This window comes from Phytoactinopolyspora endophytica (assembly GCF_004138495.1).
Taxonomy (GTDB): domain Bacteria; phylum Actinomycetota; class Actinomycetes; order Jiangellales; family Jiangellaceae; genus Phytoactinopolyspora; species Phytoactinopolyspora endophytica.
The window spans coordinates 430,402-448,816 of record NZ_ML142851.1 but is presented as its reverse complement, the minus strand read 5'-3'; the positions used below and the strand labels follow the sequence as shown (position 1 = coordinate 448,816).

Below are 18,415 nucleotides of genomic sequence, written 5' to 3'. Positions count from 1 at the left end.
GTGGGCGGTACCGCCCACCCCCGCCAGCACGACAGGCCCAAAGACCGGATCCCGCCGCACCCCGATCATCAGGTCGATTCCCGACGGCGCCATCGCCTCCACGAGATACCGCCCCGGCCCGATCGCGTCCAGCGCCCGGTCAAGCTCGTCGGGTGTGCGCACGTTCAAGTGGACACCACCGGCCTCGGTCTTGTGCAGGATCGTCGCGTCGAGAACCTTGACCGCCACCGGCGCGCCCAGCTCGGCGAGGGCGTGGTGCGCGTGCTCCCGGGTGTCGCACGTGACGCGGCTCGGCGTCCGTATGCCGAGTGACCCTAGGAACAGCTTGGCCGCGTGCTCGTCCAACGGACCGGACGGCAATGTGGATACCGGACGTGCGGCCCTCCGGCCGCCGTGCTGCCGGTCCCTCCTCGCATGCTGCGCCGAGTCGGCGACCAACGCGCGGACCGCGTTGCTTGCGGCAGCCGGCCCCGTGACCGTGGGGATGCCTAGCTTGTGCAACCGGTTTCGCTGCTCGGCGACCTGGTCATGCAGACCACCGACGGCCACCACGGCCGGCACCTCACCGCCCAGGCCCGCGTCCTGAGCCGCAGCCACCACGTCGACGCTGTCCGGCTCATCGAGCGCATAGACAGCGATCAGATCCACACCAGGGTCCGCGGCAACCTGGCCCAGCACACGATGGAAGGTCTCGGCGGGCCGGCCGGTGTCGACCGGATTGCGCTGATAGGTCAGCGGCGGCAGCAGCTCGCCGAGACCGGCCTGCGTGGCCGCAGCCAGCTCGGGCACGCGGACCCCGTCGGTGCCCGCCCGGTCGGCGAGCAGCAAACCAGGGCCGGCCTGCGCCGTGACGATACCGAGCCCCGGGTCAGGATGCGGTCGCAGCCGCACCCGCGAGAGTGCGGTGAGCGCATCCACCATCTCGCGTTCGTCGTCGACCAGTACGGCTCCCGCCTGCCGGAGGGCCGCCCGGGTGGTTCGCCACGATGTGGCCAGCGCACCGGTGTGGGAACGGGCGAAGTCGCCGACGTCGGTCTGACCGACGACGAGCGCGACGACCGGCTTCACCGCCGCAAGCCGGGATACTGCCGACACAAGACGCCGGCCGTCGGGGACGGTCTCCACATGTAGCGCAACCGCGGTGGTTCGCCGGTCATCGACCAAGTGGTCGAGAACGTCTGCCGCCGTGACGTCGAGTCCGGCGCCGATGCCGACGGCGAGGCTGATCCCATTGCCGGCGTTGGCCAGGTCGAACGCCAGCGCATGATTGACACCCCCGCTGGCAGCCACGACGGCGACGTCGCCGGCCGGAACCTGAGCGACGCCGGGCACGAAGCTAGCGGTGAGGTCGAGGTGTGGCGCCAGGAAGCCCGACGTGTTCGGCCCAACCAGCCGGATGCCGGTGTCGGCGACCACCCGGCGCAGCGCTCGCTCGTATTCGAGGCCCGCCTCGCCGGCCTCACCGAACCCGCCCGCACACACCAGCGCCGCCCGGCATCCCGCCGCCGCGGCATCCGCGAGCGCATCGGCGCAGGTGGACGCGGGCACGCACAGCACAGCAAGATCGGGCCGACGTCCGGTGCGCTCAGCGGCCTCGGCCACTGAGACGAACACGCCCGCGTCGGGGTCTGGACGTCGCGCGTTCACCAGAGCGCAGCCGCCAGGGTATGTCGTGAGCGAGCGCGCCATGACCGCGCCAAGCTTGCCGTCCTGGCGTGACGCACCGACCACGGCCACGCCGCCGGGAGCGAACAACGGGTTGAGCGACCCCGTTTCCCTCTCCTCACCGGCGTCCCTCTCGCCAGAGTCTCTTAGATCAGAGTTCACGCTGGTGTCTCCCCACCCCGTAGTGATCCGACCAGGTCAGCGCGGCCGGACAGCAGCAGTGTCTGGGCACGGTCGGCTTCCATGGCTTCCTCCACCATCAGCACCGGAACACCGTGGACCAGCCGTGCTTCCTCCGCCAGCAGAGATCGGGTGAGCGGCGTTCCGCCGTGGACCGCCACCACCAGCGGCGATCCACCTCGGACGGCATCCGCCAGCCGGGCGAAGACCTCGGGTAGACCGGCTTCGCTGTCCGGCGCGGCTAGCCACAGGCCATAGATGCCGGCGTCCTGGCCCCGGCCCTGCTCCGATCCTGCGCCGTCGTCCTGGTCCGCGTCGACCTGGTCGATGGTCCGTAGCGGAACACGGATCCCATCGGGCCCGGTCATGAGATCGCCGTCGGGAAGGCGCTCGACCGACACCTGGCGTCCGCTGATCGTCAACCCGTCCAGCCGTAGCGGCGTCTCCAGCGGGCTCAGGGGTCGCGCAGATTGGGCGAAGGAATCACCAGGCTCAAGCCCAGCCGGGCCACAGACCGACCGGGCCTGATGCACTCGACGCAACCCGCCGCCTGGTGATCCTTCGGCCCAATCTGCGCGACCCGTCAAGCCGCCGGCCGCTGTTAGCCACGCCCGTTCCACCTGGTCGACGAACTCCGGATCGCGACGTGCGAGCTTGGCTTTCCCGATGCTGCGCGAGAGGAAGTGGAACGCGAACTGGAGCGGCTCGAAAGCATCGTGGTAGCGGCCGAAGTTCTCCCACCAGGAGAGACTGGGCCGGGCCGAACCCTGGATCTTCTCCACCGCCGGATGCCGCTCCGCCTCGTAGGCGCCGAGCGCGGTGGCGAGGTCGTCAGGGTGTTCGTTCAGACTGTGTGCCAGTGTGATCGCGTCTTCCATGGCCATCTTGGTGCCGGAGCCGACCGAGAAGTGTGCGGTGTGCGCGGAGTCACCGAGCAGGACCACGTTGCCGGCGTGCCAGCGGTGGGTGCGCCAGGTGCGGAAGTTGGCCCACCGCGAGTTGTTCGCGAGCAGCTCGTGACCGTCGATCTGCGCGGCGAAGAGCTTCTCCAGGTACTGCTTGCTCTTCTCGTCACTGGCACCGGGCGGCTGGCTCACGTCGAACTCGTCCAGCCCGGCCGTCCGCCAGGTCTGCTCGTCCGTCTCCACGATGAATGTGCTGACGTCGTCGCTGATCGGATAGCCGTGCACGGCGAAGACGCCGTGCGGACCACGCTCATGTACAAAGGTCAGGCCGTCGAACATGTAGGTCGTGCCAAACCAGATGAACTTGGCCGTCGCGACCTCGACTTCGGGCACCAGTACGTCGGCGAGCCGGTGACGGAACTGGGAGTTCGCTCCGTCGGCGGCGACGATCAGGTCGTAGTCGGCGAGCTGTCCGGGATCACCCGGCACCTCGGCCTGGAACCGGAGGTCGACGCCGGCCTCCACGGCGCGCCGTCGCAGCAACGTGAGCAAGGTCTTGCGGTGGATCGCGGCCATCCCATTGCCACCACACCGCACCCGTTCTCCCTTGAGCCGCACCTCGATGCGGTCCCAATGGTGCCCATGTTCGGCAAGACCCTGCCTCAGCACTGGATCGGCCTCGTGGATCCCGGCCAGCGTCGCGTCGGAGAAGACCACGCCGAAGCCGAACGTGTCCTCCGGCCGGTTCCGCTCGAACACCGTGACCTCGACCGACGGATGTGCCTGCTTGACCAGCGTGGCGAAGAACAGCCCACCGGGGCCACCGCCCACGCACGCGATCCTGGAAACCATGGGCTTCTGCCTCCGGGTCGACGACGAGTACGTCATTGCTACGCCATCCGTCCATCGTCATGCGCTGCGCTATGGGCCGCCTCGTGTGAAGCGGAGTCGCCGAGAGTGGACTGGACGGGCGGAGCGTCGCCGAGGGTGGCGTGGACGGCACGAGCAGCGGACCTGCCCGTTCTGAGCTCATCCCATACGGCGTGGAACCGCTCGGCGGCCTCGTCCTGCCGAGGCGTGGCCAGGCTGACCGCGACCAACACGACCGCGCCGATCAGCACACCCCAGAACACCGGCTGCAGGCCGCCCACCGTGGGGTACCAGTCCAGGTAGCCGGTGATCGCGAGCGCCTGACCGACGACGAGGCTGGCCATGGCGCCCCATTTCGTCGCACGTCGCCAGAAGATGCCGGCGATCAGCAACGGGTAGAAGACGGCGAAGCCGGTGAACGCGAACTGAGCTATATCGAAGATGCCCGGAAGCTCAAGCAAGGAGATGCCGTAGACGAGGGCGAGCAGCGCCAGCACGAAGACACGCGCGTAGCGGACCTGGGATGCCGGGCTCGACTCCCGCCGGTACCGGGCGACTATGTCCCTGCTGAGCATGTTGCTCACGGTCAGAATCTGCGCGTCCATGGAGGACATGACAATGGCCAGGAGAGCGACCAGACCGAACGCGCTCACCCAGCTCGGCAGCAGCTGACCGGTGAGGATGAAGATGATCGAGTCGGCTTCGGCACCCACCAGGCCCGGCACCAGCGACGCTCCCCACAGCCCGAGCAAGATGGCCGGCCCCCACGTCAGCACAGTGGCGACCGGGTAGGCAATACCGGAAACCCGCAGGTCACGGGCGGACTGTGCCGAGATCATCCGGATCCATACGAACGGGAAGGCGAAGATGATGAACGAGAACAGGATGAACTGGCTGACGGTCGCTCCGTAGCTGAAGGCGCCCTCCCACGGCCGGACCAGCAACTCCGGCTGTTCATCCCGAAGCGAGTCGGCGATCCGGCCGACGCCGCCGGACGCCCTCGGGACGAGGACCACCGTCAGCGCGAGGAACGCCATGAACAGCAGCGCCTGCGCGGTGTTGGTCCACGCCGTCCCCTTCATCCCGCCGGCCCAGGTGTAGTAGGCCACCACGACGGTCACCGCCAGCGCACCCAGCCAGAACGGCACCGCACCGTCAGTGAAGCTCTCCATGGCCCGGCCACCGCCCATGACGCCGGTAAGGACGTACGGAACCGTCCAGCCGACGAAGCCGAGGAACATCAAGATGGCGAGTCCGTCGCTGGCGAATCGCTCCCGGTAGAACTCGACCGGTGTGACGTAGCCGTAGCGACGGGCCACCAGCCAGCAGCGGTAGCCGAAATAGAACGACAGCGGCATCACGAACAACAGCGGCCCGGCCAGCATCGCCCAGGTGCCGATGCCGGTGTGGTACGCCACGCCAGGCAGGCCGAGCATGACGAAAGCCGTCATGTTGGTTCCGAAGATCGCCGCGAACAGCACGAACCGCTTCAGCCCTCGATTGGCGAGAAAGTAGCTCTCGGTGTTCATGCTGGTCTTGCCGGCTGCTGCCCGGCCCAGCAGGATCATCAGGATGACGAACACGGCGGCACCTGCAAGCACGATCGCGGTGTGCGACATGGTGTTCCTCCGAAGGTCTCAGTGTGTCCAGAAGTCGGTTCTGTTCGCTACTCCGACGGGTCAGGCGGCCAGATCAGGCGGAACACACCCCAGAGCGCGATGACCGAGAGGCCGGCGTAGCCGACGAAGTAGGAGAACTGGACGGGTATCCCGAGGATCACCGGCTCCACCGAGGAACCCATCCAGCCGATCCATTGGAGCGCCACCATGGCGAGCACGATGGCACCCGCCGCCAACATGCGCCTGTTCACGCGGCCTCTAGGTCCCATGGAGATCCTCCCTGAGTCGGTGTGTGCGTGACGCCACGATGAGGGCGTGTCCGATATAGAACACTCCGGACGCGGTCGTGTCAATAGTGAAACGTAAAGTGGTCAGGACAAGCACCGGCGCGAACCGAGGACACCCCGGAGGGTGGCTGCGGATCTTCTCGGCGAGGGTGGCCAGGGAGCCGGGTTGCTGAGTTCTTCAGCGCGTCCCTGAGGCGCCGACGACCTCGTCGACGTACTGCTCGGCCGGCGCCTGCAACAGGTCGTGCGCCTCGATGAACATGTCGTGCGCCGTTCGACCCGCCCAGCGCTCGGGGAGGAGCTCGACCGGCAGGTCGGGGTCACGGAACGGGAACTTGCGGTAGTCGTAGGTCAGCTGCATCCGCTCGATCAGCGAATCCCTGGGCGAGAGCGCGCCGTCGCGATACCGTCGCATCCGCGGCTGGTAGGTCACGAGCAACTCGTTGTAGTCGGCGTTGAGAGTGTCGAGGTCCCAGCACCGCGCCGCCATCTCCCGATCGACCGTGAGCCCGGACGACTCGCAGCGCAGCATGTCCAGGCGCACTGCCGACTCGTCCGCGAAGTGTTCCCGGACCTGCTGCAGCCGGTCATGCGGGGAGACATAGGTCGACGATGCCAGCGGGCCGAAACCCAGCCAGGCGAGCTCCTTACGGACCCGATCGCGTACGCCGCGGTCGGTCTCGGGCACCGAGTAGATCACCATGTACCAACGACGGTCCCATGGGGTACGCACCCGGTTGAAGATTCGATCGCGGCCCTCGTCGAGCAACTGGAAGCTGCGGCTGTTGAGCGAGTAGGACGTCTCACGACCGTCTTTGCTGGCATCGAACCAGCCTTCCTTGCGCAGCCGGGTCATTACCACGCGGACGGTGCTGTCGCCGATACCGAAGCAGCTCATCAGCGCGCTCAGCGCGCGAAGCCGAACCGACCCGCCACGGTAACGGATGTAGTCACCGAAGAGGTCGAACACGATCGACCGGGGCCGCATGCCCGCATCGCCGTTTCGCTCTTCCAACGCTCGTTGCACAAGTGAAGCATATCGATCCGACCGCGGGCGCGACGTCGCCCTTCTGGAGCATTCCCTGCGGCCGTCCCACGACAGGCCCACCTTCCGGCCGGCCACGGCGACACACAAACCCTCGACGGCATCCGGGCTTTGCAGCCCTGCGCCCGCTGTGCGAGGGAGGCCTCACACGGCCCAATGAGCGAGTTCTTCGTCGATCCGTGCGGTGGCAGCTTTCAGATGGGGAACGACGGTCGACACCACGCGGTCGGTGAGCCGTTGGGCCGGTGCGGCGACGGCCACGGCGGCCACGGCCCGCCCGTCGGAGTGAAGCGTGGCACCGACCGCCCTGATGCCGGGTTCGGTCTCCTCGGCATTGATGCCGCAACCGCGACGACGCACCTCGCCCAGCTCGCGGAAGAGAACGTCGAGGTCTACCGGCTCGGCTGCCGCCTCGTGCAGCGACCGGACCTCGTCGTCGGTCAGCTCGGCGAGCATCGCCTTCCCTCCCGACGTGCGTGCCGCCGGTAGCGACATGCCGGTGCGGGACCCGATGTGCAGCATCTGCGTCGACTCCACGGAGTCGATGAACCGCACCCGCGAGCCGGCGAGGACCGAGAGGTTGACCGTCTCCCGGACCCGCGCGGCGAGCGCGCTCATGTGCGGATGCGCAACCCAGCGCAGCTGCGCGTACCGGGCCGGCAGCCCGGACGCCTGCTCCGCACCTGACAGGACAGCCCCGAGACGATAACGACGGTCTTCGCTCTGCTCGGCAAAGCCCCGATAGACGAGCATCGACAGCAGGCGGTGCGCGGTGGAGCGGGCAACGCCCAAGGTATCGGCGGCGTCACTCACGCCCAGCTCGCCTTCGCGCAACAGCAAGATGAGCCGCAGCGCGTTGTCGACCGAGCCGAGCGCGTACGAAGGACGACCAGGATTCTCCATAGCAGAATTATGTTCTGCTATGCGGCGTTGCGCCAGTAGGGTCGCTGGAAACGAGCCTTCGCCGATAGCCGCGCCCTGGTCATGGACCGCTCATCAGCCACCCACATGATCCTCGGTTCGTCACGCGGCCAAGCCTTGCCGGAAACCGCAGAGAGGGAGGGTCACGATGTCTGAGCTCATCGACCAACCGATCACCGCGCACAACGAGCCCGAGGACACGCCCGAGCTGCGCGCACTCTACGACGCGTTCGACGCCGAACATCTCATCCCACTGTGGAAAGAGATCGGTGACCTGATGCCGATGGCGCCGTCGTCGAGCGCGCAGCCGCACCTCTGGCGATGGTCGACACTGCACCCGTTGGCGGCGAAGTCCGGTGATCTGGTCCCGGTCGGCCGGGGCGGCGAACGTCGGGCGATCGCGCTGGCGAATCCCGGCCTCAGCGGCCGGCCGTATGCCACCCCCACGCTGTGGGCCGCGATCCAGTACCTCGGCCCTCGGGAGACCGCGCCCGAGCACCGGCACACCCAGAACGCGTTCCGGTTCGTCGTCGAGGGCGAAGGGGTATGGACCGTCGTCAACGGCGATCCGGTGGCGATGCGCCGCGGCGACTTCCTGCTCACCCCCGGCTGGAACTTCCACGGGCACCACAACGACACCGACGCCCCGATGGCCTGGATCGACGGCCTGGACATTCCGTTCGTGCACTACACGGACACCGCATTCTTCGAGTTCGGACCGGACGAGGTCTCCACCCGCGAGACACCGGAACGCTCCCGCGCGGAACGGCTGTGGTGCTACCCGGGCCTGCGCCCGCTCAGCGCTCTCGAGCCGCAGCACAACTCCCCCATCCCCGCCTACCGGTGGGAGTACACCGACCGGGCACTCAGCGAACAGCTCGCCTTGGAGGACGAGGGCTTCGCGGTCACCGTGGAACCGGGGCATGCGGCCGTCCGCTACACCAACCCCACGACCGGCGCAGACGTGATGTCGACGATCCGTGCCGAGTTCCACCGGGTCCGGGCGGGCCACCAGACGGCCGGCCGGCGCGAAGTCGGGTCGGCCGTGTTCCAGGTGTTCAACGGAGAGGGCACGGTCGTCCTCGGCGACGTCGAGCACCGCGTCGGCACCGGGGACCTGTTCGTCGTCCCATCGTGGGTCACCCTGTCCGTCCAGGCCGAAACCGAGCTCGACCTGTTCCGCTTCTCCGACACGCCGATCTTCGAACGCCTGCACCAGGACCGCGTCGAGGTCGACCGCACCGATGGGAGCCGTTCGTGAAGCTGGCCACGCTCAGACTGCCCGACCGCACAACAGCGGTCCGCATCGAAGGTGAACACGGCGTCGACCTGGGAGTACCCGACGTCGGAGCCGTGCTGGCCCGGCGAGACTGGCGACGCTGGGTGGCCGGCGTCGACGGCGAGCGGCTCGCTCTCCCTGACGCACAACCATCCGACGGTTCTGCCGTTCGAGCCGGTGCGGCGGGTAGCCCGCACACTCCGGGCCGCCAGTACACCGACGGCCCGTCGTACGCTCCGGTGGTCCCCCGCCCAGGCAAGATCATCTGCGTCGGACTCAACTATGCCCCACACATCCGCGAGATGGGCCGAGACCTACCGGCGCATCCCACCTTCTTCGCGAAGTTCGCCGAGGCACTCATCGGCGCCCACGACGACATCGAACTGCCGCCCGAGGCACCGGACGCCGTCGACTGGGAGGCCGAGCTGGCCGTCGTCGTCGGGAGCCGGCTACGTCGTTCCAGCGCCGACGAGGCAGCGGCGGCCATCGCCGGTTACGCGGTCCTGAACGACGTGACGATGCGGGACTGGCAGTACCGCACGCCTCAATGGCTGCAGGGCAAGACGTTCGAGGGGACGACGCCGTTCGGCCCGGTCATGGTGACGCCGGACGAGCTCGGCAGCGATGTCGCCCTGGACCTCGTCTGTGAGCTGGACGGCGAGGTGATGCAGCAGGCCAACACCCGAGATCTGGTCTTCTCCCCCGAGCAGTTGCTTGCTTATGCGTCACAGATACTGACCTTGAACCCCGGCGACGTGATCGCCACCGGAACCCCGGGCGGTGTTGGTCACGCCCGCGATCCGAAGCGCTACCTCGCCAAGGGGTCAATCTTGGTGACCCGGATCGACGCCATCGGCGAACTCCGTAACACCGTGACGGCGACCTGACGCGCCGACTGCGCGGATCACCGCTCGTGAGACCTGATCCGCACGCCTGGGCCCGGTCGACGATGTACGTCCCTTCGCGACCACGTCGCCGCCCGCGGCGGGGTACTCGCGGGTCCGGTCGGGACTGCATACTGACCACACGAGTCGCACACACGAACACGGGAGCACCATGAACGCACGCGCCTGGATGGACGACGGGACCGCTCTGTTGCTCGAGCGGGTCGACGCCTTGCCGGTCGACGGCCCGGCCGCCGGAGCAGCGCCGGTGCCGGGGTTGGACGGATGGAGCCGGGGACATCTTCTCGCCCATATCGCGTTCAACGCGGAGGCACTGCAACGGCTCGTGCGCTGGGCGCGTACCGGCGTCGAGACGCCGATGTACGCGAGCAAGGAGGCACGTGATGCCGAGATCGAGGAGGGCGCCAAGCGGCCGCTCGGCGAGCTGGTCGCGTACGTGCACAGCTCGGCGGCCGACCTCGCCAAAGCACTGGACGCGATGCCGGACGCCGCCTGGGACGCCACGGTTCGCACAGCCCAGGGACGTGCCGTGCCGGCCCGGGAGATCATCTGGATGCGCACCAGGGAGGTCTGGATCCATGCCTTCGACCTCGACCCGGAGAACGTGTCCTACCGGCAGTTCCCCGATGATCTGCTCGATGCCCTGGTCAGCGACGTCGTCGCCATGTTCGGCCGCCGTGGCGAGGCCACCGGGCTGACGGTCGAGGCCACCGGCACCGGCCGCACGTGGACCGTCGACGGAGTGGACGCGGGCAACGCACGCACCGATCCGGCCGACAGCGGCAGGGGCTCCGGATCCGTGGTGGTCAGCGGAGACCTGGCCGACCTCGCCGCGTGGCTGACCGGACGTGCGTCGGCAGACAACCTCACCGTGAGCGGGGCGGAAGCTCCCCCCGACCTGCCGCCCTGGATCTAATACGCCGCACCAACGCTCGCTTCTTGAGTGTCAGTTGCGCATAGAGGCCGCTACGAGGGCCGTTGACGCAACTAGCACTCAAGAAGCAACGGCGGCTAACCGGGACTCGATCTCGCGCGCCGATATACGCCTCGTTCGCGGTACCACGGGTACGGGCGGACCCGAGGCGAACGGTCCGCGATGACCTGCCGGAACCGGTCGGACAGCTTCGCGCGTTGGTAGCGGGCCATGTCCCAGCCGTACCGGACGATCTCGAAACCTTCCTCGCGCAGCCGCCATTCACGTTCGCGCTGCTGCCGGATGATGTGCGCAGCGTCAGGACGATCGTTGTATTTGAGGTCGCCATCACCTTCGAAGACCAGCCACCGGTCGTCGAGGAGGTGGTCGGCTCGGTACCGCACGGCGCCGAGGTCGATCCATGGATTCGACACGGGAACCGGCAGGCCGTGCTCGATGAACGTCAGCCGGCCCAAGGTCTCCAGCGCGGACTCGCAGTACGGATCGGCGTGGTCGACAGCCCAGCGCGCCTCGGCCGAACCGGGCCAGCCATACATGTCGGCAAGGACGGCCCGGAGCTCGTCGCGACCGGTTCGGAGCGCTATCGCCGCATCGGCGAGCACTAACGCCTGGTCACGCGGAGCCGTCCGACCGACATCGATGACGGCCCGAGCCACCGACACGACAGGGCATCCGTCCACCTCGATGCGGTGGTCGGCCGGAAGTAGGACGGACCGTACCTGACCGAACGCGAAGTCACCCGACGCAGCCGCTCCCTGCGGGACCGCGACCGACGGCAGATCAGGTGGCGGACCGATAGTGGGCAGCTCGTGGATCGCGACGGCCGACCACCCGGCCGCGTGCGCAGGAGGACCGCACGCCGCGGTGAAGGCCCGGGAACGCATCGCGAACGCCGGCCACGGCGGCATGGCCTCGTACGCTTCGAGCGACGCGTACGTTCCATGCGCGAGACGGACCAACAGTCCGCTCCGGAGGAGACGCGCGAGCCGTCCCCGGTCGATGCCGGCATCCGCCGCTGCCTGCACGCTGAAAAGCCCGCGTCCCGCGGCGAGCAGCCGTTCCACGTCGCCGGGCAGACGATGGATACGCGATGGCACCCAGCCATGATCACGAGAGCACCCGGCCGATGACGATTGTTTCCGGCAACTGTGGATAACCGTGGGCCGCCACCTGCCACTGTCCACAGGCGCCGTGAGTGTGTGGAATGTGAAGGACTCGCCGTTGCTTCTTGAGTGCTAGTTGCGTCAACGGCCCTCATAGCGGCCTCTATGCGCAACTGACACTCAACAAGCGGTACGCCTAACGACCCGGGCTGTCAGTGGGGCTTGCCATCATGACGGGCATGGCCACCGGTGACGCGCGAAGCGCTCCTGAAACAGCTCTACGTGCTCACCTGCTGGATCTGCTGCACGAGATCGAACCGTGGGACGACCAAGAACGCGCGCACCTGCGCGACGCCACGGAGTGGATCAGCAGTGGCGCTCCCTTGTACCGGGTGCGCAAACCCGACGTGCCGCCTATGCACTTGGTGAGCTACTTCGTCGTACTCGACGAAGTACGCGGCACACTCTTGCTTGTGGCCCACCGGAAGGCCGGATTGTGGTTGCCTAGCGGGGGTCACGTGGAACCCGCCGAAGACCCGTGGGACACGGTGCTACGTGAGTGCCTTGAGGAATTGCACATCCCGGCGGCGCCATCGAGCATCGCCGGAGATCGGCCGTTCTTCGTCACCGTCACTCGCACTCGTCCTCCCGAAAACCAGCACACCGACGTGTCACTTTGGTACGTCCTGCACGCCGACGTTGATGCCGTCACGCACTACGACGCGAGCGAATTCTCGGCCATCCGGTGGCTCTCACCGAACGAGGTGCTGGACGAGTCCGTCGACTCGTTGGACCCCCACATGCACCGCTTCGTACACAAGCTTCTGGCCGCCTGGCAATCAGCGGAAGCCGACGAATACGGATGTGCCGGTGCCTGCAGTGCGGCCGCGCCTAGGGCAGACGGAGCAGGGCCTGGACAGGAAGGTGGTCCGACGGCGCGCATCCGCCCGGGGCGGACGGGTTGATCGCGGCCGCCTCCGCCACCACGTCCGGCGTGGTCAGGACCCAGTCGATGCGGTCGCCGTCGATCATCGGCGCCCGATAACCCGTGAACGTCGAGTAAGCGGGCGTGCGCCGTTCCTTCGCCTCCAGCCACGCGTCGCGAAGCTTCGCCGTCGCGAGCAGCCGTCGGTAGGCGTCACTGCGTTCGGCCACAGCGTTGAAGTCACCGGTCACGATCACCGGAAGCGGGTCGAAGGACTGCACGGTCGAGGCGAGGAGCTCCGCACCCCGCACCCGTGCGCGCTCAGACGCGTGGTCGAGGTGGGTGTTCACCACCATGAGCTCGCGTCCCGTCACTTCGTCGGCGAATCGCACGCACGTCACCATGCGCGGGATCCTGTTGCCCCACGTCGTGGAGCCCACGACGCCGGGCGTGTCGGAAAGCCAGAAGTGCCTGTGCCCACGCGGCGTCAGCCGCCGCGAGTCGTAGAACACGGCGGTGAACTCGTCCCGCGTCCCACCCCTGCGGCCCTCGCCGATCCACTCGTACCCGTCCGGCAGATCTGCGGCGAGGTTCCGAAGCTGGTCGACGACGCCTTCCTGCGTTCCGATGACCGTCGGCCGCTCCTGACGCAGCAACTCGGCCATGCCCGGCCGGCGCTCGGCCCAGAAGTGCCCGGGATCACTCGCGGGGTAGCGCAGGTTGTAGGACATCACATGCAGAGCGTCGCCCGGTGCCGGCCCGATGAGACAGTCGTCTGGCCCGGCACCGATCGGCTGGAACTCGGTGGCCATCGACCACCAGTATCCCGCACGCGATAGCGGCCGCGGCTGCCGCCAGGGCGTCCTACAGCTGAGCGCCACCGGTGGCGTCGAGCACCTGCCCGGTCACCCATCGGCCGTCGTCCGAGCACAGGAACGCGACCACACCGGCGATGTCTTCGGGTTCGCCGAGTCGCTTGAGCGCGGAGAGTTCGACTGCATAGTCGGCAAGCCCTGGGTTGGCACGCATCTGCGCGTGGGTCCGGTCGTTGACAACGACGCCGGGTGCCACGGCGTTCACCGTGATGTTGCGCGGCCCGAGTTGCTGCGCGAGCTGGAAGGTGAAGACCTCAAGTGCACCCTTAGTCATGGCGTAGGGCAGTATCGCGGGCATCGCGATTCGAGCGACGCCAGAGGAGACGTTGACGATCCGGCCGCCGTCGCGCAACCGCGGCAGCAGGCGCTGGGTCAAGAACAGTGGCGCCCGCACGTTGACCGCGAAGAGGCGCTCGTACTCCGTCAGCGTGAGGTTCTCGAGGTCGCTGGACTCACCGATTCCAGCGTTGTGCACGACGATGTCCAATTCGGCTCGACCGGTCGGGCCACCGAGCTCGGCGTCGAGACCGGCCAGCAAGGACTCGGGTGAATCGCCGGCGGCTAGGTCAGTATGGACAGCGAAGGCTCGGCCTCCGTTGCGTTCGATCTCACGCACCGTTTCCTTTGCGCCCTCCGCGTCACTGTTGTAGTGCGCGACGACAACGGCCCCGTCGCGGCCAAGGCGGACGGCCAGAGCCCGGCCAATTCCCTTGCTCGCGCCGGTGACCAGGGCAGACCTTCCGCTGAGCGGATTCGACATAGCTATCTCCATTTCCGGAGTGGACGATACAGATATGTCACCGTAGCAGATGCGGAGTGACTACTCTAAAATTCAGTCATGTCCAACCAACGGGGACGACCGCGCTCCTTCGACGAGGAGGCCGCACTAGATCGCGCCATGCGCGTCTTCTGGGAGCAGGGCTTCGAGCCCACGTCGATCAACGACCTCACCGACGCTATGGGTATCGCGCTGTCCAGCCTGTACACAGCATTCGGCTCCAAGCGCACCTTGTTCGCCCAGGCCGTCGAGCACTATCAGGCGCAATTCGGCATGGACGTGCCGGCGATGTTCGACGAGGCCACTACCGCTCGTGAGGGGGTCAGCGCGATGCTGCACACCGCGGCCCGCACGTATGCCGATCCCAGCCATCCACCTGGATGTCTGATCATCAGCGCCGCGAGCAACTGTGGCGCACAGGCCGCAGACGTCCGCGCCGACTTGCGCCAGCGCAGAGAGCGGAACATCTCAGCCATGGCAGACCGCATCGCCACTGACGTCACCGCGGGACTGCTGCCGCCTGATACCGATCCTCGGGCACTGGCGAACTTTTACGCGGCCGTGCTTCAGGGCATGTCTCAGCGGGCGAGGGATCGCGCGACGGAAGCCGAGCTGCACACGATCGCCGACACGGCGATGCTGGCCTGGCCGCGCACCCACCGCGACGGCCGTATCGCCGCCGTGCAACTCGATGAAGCGTTCGCCGTCGTGAGCGTCGAAGGCGACGGCCAAGGCAAGGACGACTGAACCGGCGCCTCACCGCACAGTTGGCCCTGCCGCAGGCCCGCTGTGGTCACGTCGGCACGTCCCGTCTGACGAGAGCGTCCCACGCCACCATCGCTGAGTCCACGACGGAGTCCAGCCGTTCTCGGGAAGCACCGTCCCGCGCTTCGACCGCCATCCCGTGCAGGATGGTTCCGAAGAACGCCGCGATGGCCGGGGCGTCTGCGTCAGGCCGAAGCTCACCGTCGGACTGGCCGCGCCGGAGCCGCGCCTCAATGTCGACGATGGTCTGCCGACGCATCTGCGCGAGATGGTCGCGGATCTCGTTGTTCTTCTCGCTGCAGTTGGTCGCGGCCAGCACCATCATGCATCCGCCAGGGCGATCCGCTCGCGCGTGCAGGTGGGCGTTGCCGCGCAGCATGGCCTCGACGGCAGCGCGCGCCGTCGGCTCGCCGGAGAGTGCGCGATCCGTGGCCGAACCGTCGGTCTCGCGGTAGAGCGCCACCGCTTCCCGGAACAGCTCGTCTTTACCGCCGAATGCCGCGTACAGGCTCGGTGCGTTGATGCCCATGGCACCCGTCAGGTCGCTGATGGAGGTGCCTTCGTAGCCGCGTTCCCAGAACAGCTCCATCGCCCGGCGCAGCGCGGCGGCTCGGTCGAACCGGCGAGGCCGGCCACGTTCAGCCACGACAGTTCACCCCTTCTCCGGGCCGGCGGCTCATTGACACATCGACGACGCACTTGATACTAGTTTATTTATCGATCACTACAAAATTGGAGTCTGACGTGTCGGATCTATCGGGCAAGGTCGCACTAGTCACCGGCGGCAGCCGAGGAATCGGGGCGGCCATCGCCACCCGGCTCGCCCGCGGCGGCGCCGATGTCGCCTTCACCTATCGATCGGCCACCCGCAAAGCCGACGAGACAGCGGACCGGATCCGTGCGGAAGGCCAGAAGGCGCTGCCCATCGAGGCCGACAGCGCCGACCCGCAGGCCGTGACGGGGTCCGTCGCCACAGCCGTCCAGGCGCTCGGACGGCTCGACATTCTCGTCGCGAACGCCGGCATCTTTCCCAACGGCCCACTGGCGGAGGTGACGCTGAACGACGTGGACCAGGCCCTCGCCGTACACGTCCGCGGCGTGTTCCTGGCCGCCCAAGCGGCCGCCACCCACATGCCTGACGGCGGGCGCATCATCAGCATCGGAAGCTGCTACGCGGAACGAGTGCCTACGGCCGGCGTCACGCTCTACTCGATGACCAAGTCCGCGTTGACGGGACTGACCAAGGGGCTCGCACGAGACCTGGGCCCGCGCGGCATCACCGCCAACGTCGTCCACCCTGGGCCCACCGACACAGAGATGAACCCGGCGGACAGTCCCGAGGCAGCGGAGGAGCGTGCATACACCGCGCTCGGGCGGTACGGCACAGGTGACGATGTCGCCGGCATGGTCGCCTTCCTCGCCGGTGGGGACGGTGCCTGGGTGACCGGCGCGTCGTTCGCCGTCGACGGCGGATACGCGGCGTGAACCGGTCTTCTGCCGGCGACTCGAACAGGGAGACGACCATGGCCTGGGTGGTTCTGATCGCGGCGGCACTGCTGTGCTCAGATCAGAAGGCAGCCACCACGAACGACGCGGCCAGGCCGAGAAGGGCTACGGCGCTCACGCCGTTGAACATCCGCTCCGCGCCTGGCCCCAGCAGCGGCTGAATACCACGCCCGACGACCGTGACAACGGTGGTCCACCACATCACTACGAAAGCGAGAGTGGTCGCCGCGAGGAACAAGGTCTGCACGGTGACACTGCCGTCGGGCGAGACGAACTGCGGGATCACACCGACGAAGAACAGCACCGCCTTCGGGTTCAGAAGGTTAGTGGCCAGCCCGTCACGGAAGGGATGCGCCTTCCGCTCGGACATACCCCACTCAGAGCCCGGCATCTCGCTCGCGTCCAACCCGGAACCGCCAAAGGCGGCATCCGGTCCAGCGCCTCGCAGGTCCGACCCCGGATCCCATCCGCCCGGGGGCATCGCATCCATCGTGCCTGTAACTCCGGTCTCCGGCGTGCTTCGCGTGCCCGATGCCTTGCTCGCGCGACGCCCTGGCAGCCGAAGCCGCATCCCGTTCGGCTCGCCCGAGCGGGGCAGGCACGCGCGCAGGGCGACCACGCCGAGCCAAGCGAGATAGCCGGCGCCGGCAAGGCGGATTGCCCCAAGCAGCGCAGGCTTGGCCGCGAGCAGGGTGCTCACGCCGGCTGCCGCGAGCGCCGTGTGCACAAGCAAGCCTGTGAGGTTGCCTGCTGCGGCTCGCATGCCCGCGCGGACATCGGTGAGGGAATGCCTCACGATCACGAAGAAGTCAGGACCCGGAACACAAAGAATGATCACCAAGACGCCGACAAAGGCCGGCCATCGATCTGGCCACATGTGATTTAGCGTGGTAGTCAGTCCGGATGTGCACAACGAACCTCGGATAGAATCCGGATGATGAGCGAATCTGCTGAACTTGATCCGGTCGACTGGCAGATCTTGGCCATCCTTCAGGACGATGCCTCGATCACCAACAAGGCTCTGGCTGACCGCGTCGGGCTACCGACGTCGTCATGCCACGAGCGTGTGCGACGGCTCCGCGCCACCGGGGTGATCGCCGGAATCCGGGCCGTCGTCGATCCAGCGGCCGTAGGACGAGGGCTGCAGGCCTTTGTCGCCGTACGGCTCCGCCCGCACCGACGTGACATGATCGAGAGCTTCACGGCGGGTGTGCTCGCCCTACCCGAGACGCTGGCCCTGTACAACGTCTCCGGGCCCGAAGACTTCTTCTTGCACGTCGCCGTCATCGACAGCACCGACCTGCAACGGCTCATCGTCGACGACCTGGCAGCCCGGCCAGAGGTCGGCCACTGCCAGACCCACCTGATCTTCGACCGTCCCCTCGCCACGTCCATGAGGCCGTACCCCGACACAACGCCGAGCCCGGCGGCACGACGCCCGAGCCGAAGCTAGCGTCGCTGGGGAGCGACGTCTTGGGCCGTCAAGAACGGCGGTTCACGTCTCATGATCATCAACCCCTAGCCGGACCATCACCGGGTCAACGGTTGATGATCACCGGAGGTTGGGCAGCACCGTCGTCACACGTTCCAGATCTGCCACTGCGTTCCCCGGCGGAATGTAGATGACGATCTCGCTGACGCCGAGCGCCCGCTGCTGTTCGATCCTGCTCACCAAATCGTCGACCGAGCCCTCGAAGCGCAGCTGGCTGGACCGGCGGATCTCGGTGGGGTCCCGGCCGACGTCGGCGCAGTGTGCATCGAGCACCGCCGACAGCTCCGCGACCTCCTCCGGATCGGCGTCAGGTGTGTTCCACACGTCTGCATACTGTGCGGCGATCCGCAGGGTGCGTTTG

18 protein-coding genes and 1 pseudogene are annotated in these 18,415 nt (G+C 67.6%); 7 read left to right on the top strand and 12 right to left on the bottom strand.

Translation table 11 applies throughout. The annotated features are described in order from the left end of the window. From ELR45_RS07920 to ELR45_RS07890, 6 genes are all read right to left on the bottom strand, one after another. Positions 1-1,827, bottom strand: a 1,827-nt coding sequence (locus ELR45_RS07920) for an acetate--CoA ligase family protein (RefSeq protein WP_205856209.1), incomplete at its 3' end; no start/stop codon positions are given. Beyond that, positions 1,824-3,602: an FAD-dependent monooxygenase gene (locus ELR45_RS37195; RefSeq protein WP_205856208.1), complete on the bottom strand. Its 1,779-nt coding sequence runs from the start codon at positions 3,600-3,602 to the stop codon at positions 1,824-1,826. The genes ELR45_RS37195 and ELR45_RS07920, both read right to left, overlap by 4 nt. A 38-nt stretch (positions 3,603-3,640) precedes the next feature. Continuing rightward, positions 3,641-5,239: a sodium:solute symporter family protein gene (locus ELR45_RS07905; RefSeq protein ID WP_129664886.1), complete on the bottom strand. Its 1,599-nt coding sequence runs from the start codon at positions 5,237-5,239 to the stop codon at positions 3,641-3,643. Positions 5,240-5,286: 47 nt separating this feature from the next. After that, positions 5,287-5,508: a hypothetical protein gene (locus ELR45_RS07900; RefSeq protein ID WP_165367581.1), complete on the bottom strand. Its 222-nt coding sequence runs from the start codon at positions 5,506-5,508 to the stop codon at positions 5,287-5,289. 196 nt (positions 5,509-5,704) lie between these two features. After that, on the bottom strand, positions 5,705-6,553 hold the full coding sequence (locus ELR45_RS07895) for a PaaX family transcriptional regulator (RefSeq protein ID WP_205856207.1): 849 nt from the start codon (positions 6,551-6,553) through the stop codon (positions 5,705-5,707). A gap of 162 nt (positions 6,554-6,715) precedes the next feature. Then, positions 6,716-7,474: an IclR family transcriptional regulator gene (locus tag ELR45_RS07890; RefSeq protein ID WP_129664882.1), complete on the bottom strand. Its 759-nt coding sequence runs from the start codon at positions 7,472-7,474 to the stop codon at positions 6,716-6,718. Between the two features lie 166 nt (positions 7,475-7,640). Here ELR45_RS07890 and ELR45_RS07885 point away from each other — a divergent pair, with 166 nt between their 5' ends. The 3 genes from ELR45_RS07885 (at position 7,641) to ELR45_RS07875 (ending at position 10,592) form a co-directional block, all read left to right on the top strand. Next, a complete protein-coding gene (locus tag ELR45_RS07885; RefSeq protein WP_205856206.1) occupies positions 7,641-8,753 on the top strand; it encodes a cupin domain-containing protein in 1,113 nt (370 codons plus the stop codon). Further along, on the top strand, positions 8,750-9,658 hold the full coding sequence (locus ELR45_RS07880) for a fumarylacetoacetate hydrolase family protein (protein ID WP_129664880.1): 909 nt from the start codon (positions 8,750-8,752) through the stop codon (positions 9,656-9,658). Before ELR45_RS07885 ends, ELR45_RS07880 begins: the two co-directional genes overlap by 4 nt. A gap of 169 nt (positions 9,659-9,827) precedes the next feature. Further along, complete coding sequence (locus ELR45_RS07875; protein ID WP_129664878.1) at positions 9,828-10,592, top strand: maleylpyruvate isomerase N-terminal domain-containing protein; 765 nt, start codon at positions 9,828-9,830, stop codon at positions 10,590-10,592. A gap of 95 nt (positions 10,593-10,687) precedes the next feature. Here the strand turns inward: ELR45_RS07875 and ELR45_RS07870 are convergent, their stop codons facing one another. Next, on the bottom strand, positions 10,688-11,707 hold the full coding sequence (locus ELR45_RS07870) for a type IV toxin-antitoxin system AbiEi family antitoxin domain-containing protein (RefSeq protein WP_165367580.1): 1,020 nt from the start codon (positions 11,705-11,707) through the stop codon (positions 10,688-10,690). A 245-nt stretch (positions 11,708-11,952) separates the two neighbouring features. Between ELR45_RS07870 and ELR45_RS07865 the strand changes: the two genes are divergently transcribed. Beyond that, positions 11,953-12,678 carry an NUDIX domain-containing protein gene (locus ELR45_RS07865; RefSeq protein WP_129664874.1) on the top strand — a complete coding sequence of 242 codons (726 nt, stop codon included), beginning with the start codon at positions 11,953-11,955 and terminating at the stop codon, positions 12,676-12,678. Here ELR45_RS07865 and ELR45_RS07860 read toward each other — a convergent pair. Both ELR45_RS07860 and ELR45_RS07855 read right to left on the bottom strand, forming a co-directional pair. Continuing rightward, on the bottom strand, positions 12,605-13,450 hold the full coding sequence (locus ELR45_RS07860) for an endonuclease/exonuclease/phosphatase family protein (RefSeq protein WP_129664872.1): 846 nt from the start codon (positions 13,448-13,450) through the stop codon (positions 12,605-12,607). The two genes, ELR45_RS07865 and ELR45_RS07860, sit on opposite strands and share 74 nt — an antisense overlap. Before the next feature lie 52 nt (positions 13,451-13,502). Beyond that, positions 13,503-14,273: an SDR family oxidoreductase gene (locus ELR45_RS07855; protein WP_129664870.1), complete on the bottom strand. Its 771-nt coding sequence runs from the start codon at positions 14,271-14,273 to the stop codon at positions 13,503-13,505. A gap of 78 nt (positions 14,274-14,351) precedes the next feature. Here ELR45_RS07855 and ELR45_RS07850 point away from each other — a divergent pair, with 78 nt between their 5' ends. After that, the gene (locus ELR45_RS07850; protein ID WP_129664868.1) at positions 14,352-15,038 is read left to right on the top strand and encodes a TetR/AcrR family transcriptional regulator; all 687 of its coding nucleotides are present in this window, start codon (positions 14,352-14,354) and stop codon (positions 15,036-15,038) included. 46 nt (positions 15,039-15,084) lie between these two features. Here the strand turns inward: ELR45_RS07850 and ELR45_RS07845 are convergent, their stop codons facing one another. Continuing rightward, positions 15,085-15,702, bottom strand: coding sequence for a TetR/AcrR family transcriptional regulator (locus tag ELR45_RS07845; protein ID WP_129664866.1), 618 nt, complete (start codon positions 15,700-15,702; stop codon positions 15,085-15,087). Between the two features lie 98 nt (positions 15,703-15,800). Here ELR45_RS07845 and ELR45_RS07840 point away from each other — a divergent pair, with 98 nt between their 5' ends. Then, a complete protein-coding gene (locus ELR45_RS07840) occupies positions 15,801-16,541 on the top strand; it encodes an SDR family NAD(P)-dependent oxidoreductase (RefSeq protein WP_129664864.1) in 741 nt (246 codons plus the stop codon). An 82-nt stretch (positions 16,542-16,623) separates the two neighbouring features. On the opposite strand, the gene ELR45_RS07835 is transcribed toward ELR45_RS07840, so the two are convergent. Continuing rightward, on the bottom strand, positions 16,624-17,439 hold the full coding sequence (locus ELR45_RS07835; RefSeq protein WP_129664862.1) for a LysE family translocator: 816 nt from the start codon (positions 17,437-17,439) through the stop codon (positions 16,624-16,626). Positions 17,440-17,499: 60 nt separating this feature from the next. On the opposite strand from ELR45_RS07835, the gene ELR45_RS07830 reads away from it, so the two are divergent. Next, the gene (locus ELR45_RS07830; protein ID WP_129664860.1) at positions 17,500-18,015 is read left to right on the top strand and encodes an Lrp/AsnC family transcriptional regulator; all 516 of its coding nucleotides are present in this window, start codon (positions 17,500-17,502) and stop codon (positions 18,013-18,015) included. A gap of 99 nt (positions 18,016-18,114) precedes the next feature. On the opposite strand, the pseudogene ELR45_RS37190 reads toward ELR45_RS07830, so the two are convergent. Next, positions 18,115-18,415 (bottom strand): annotated as a pseudogene (locus ELR45_RS37190) (LLM class F420-dependent oxidoreductase); the annotation flags it as partial.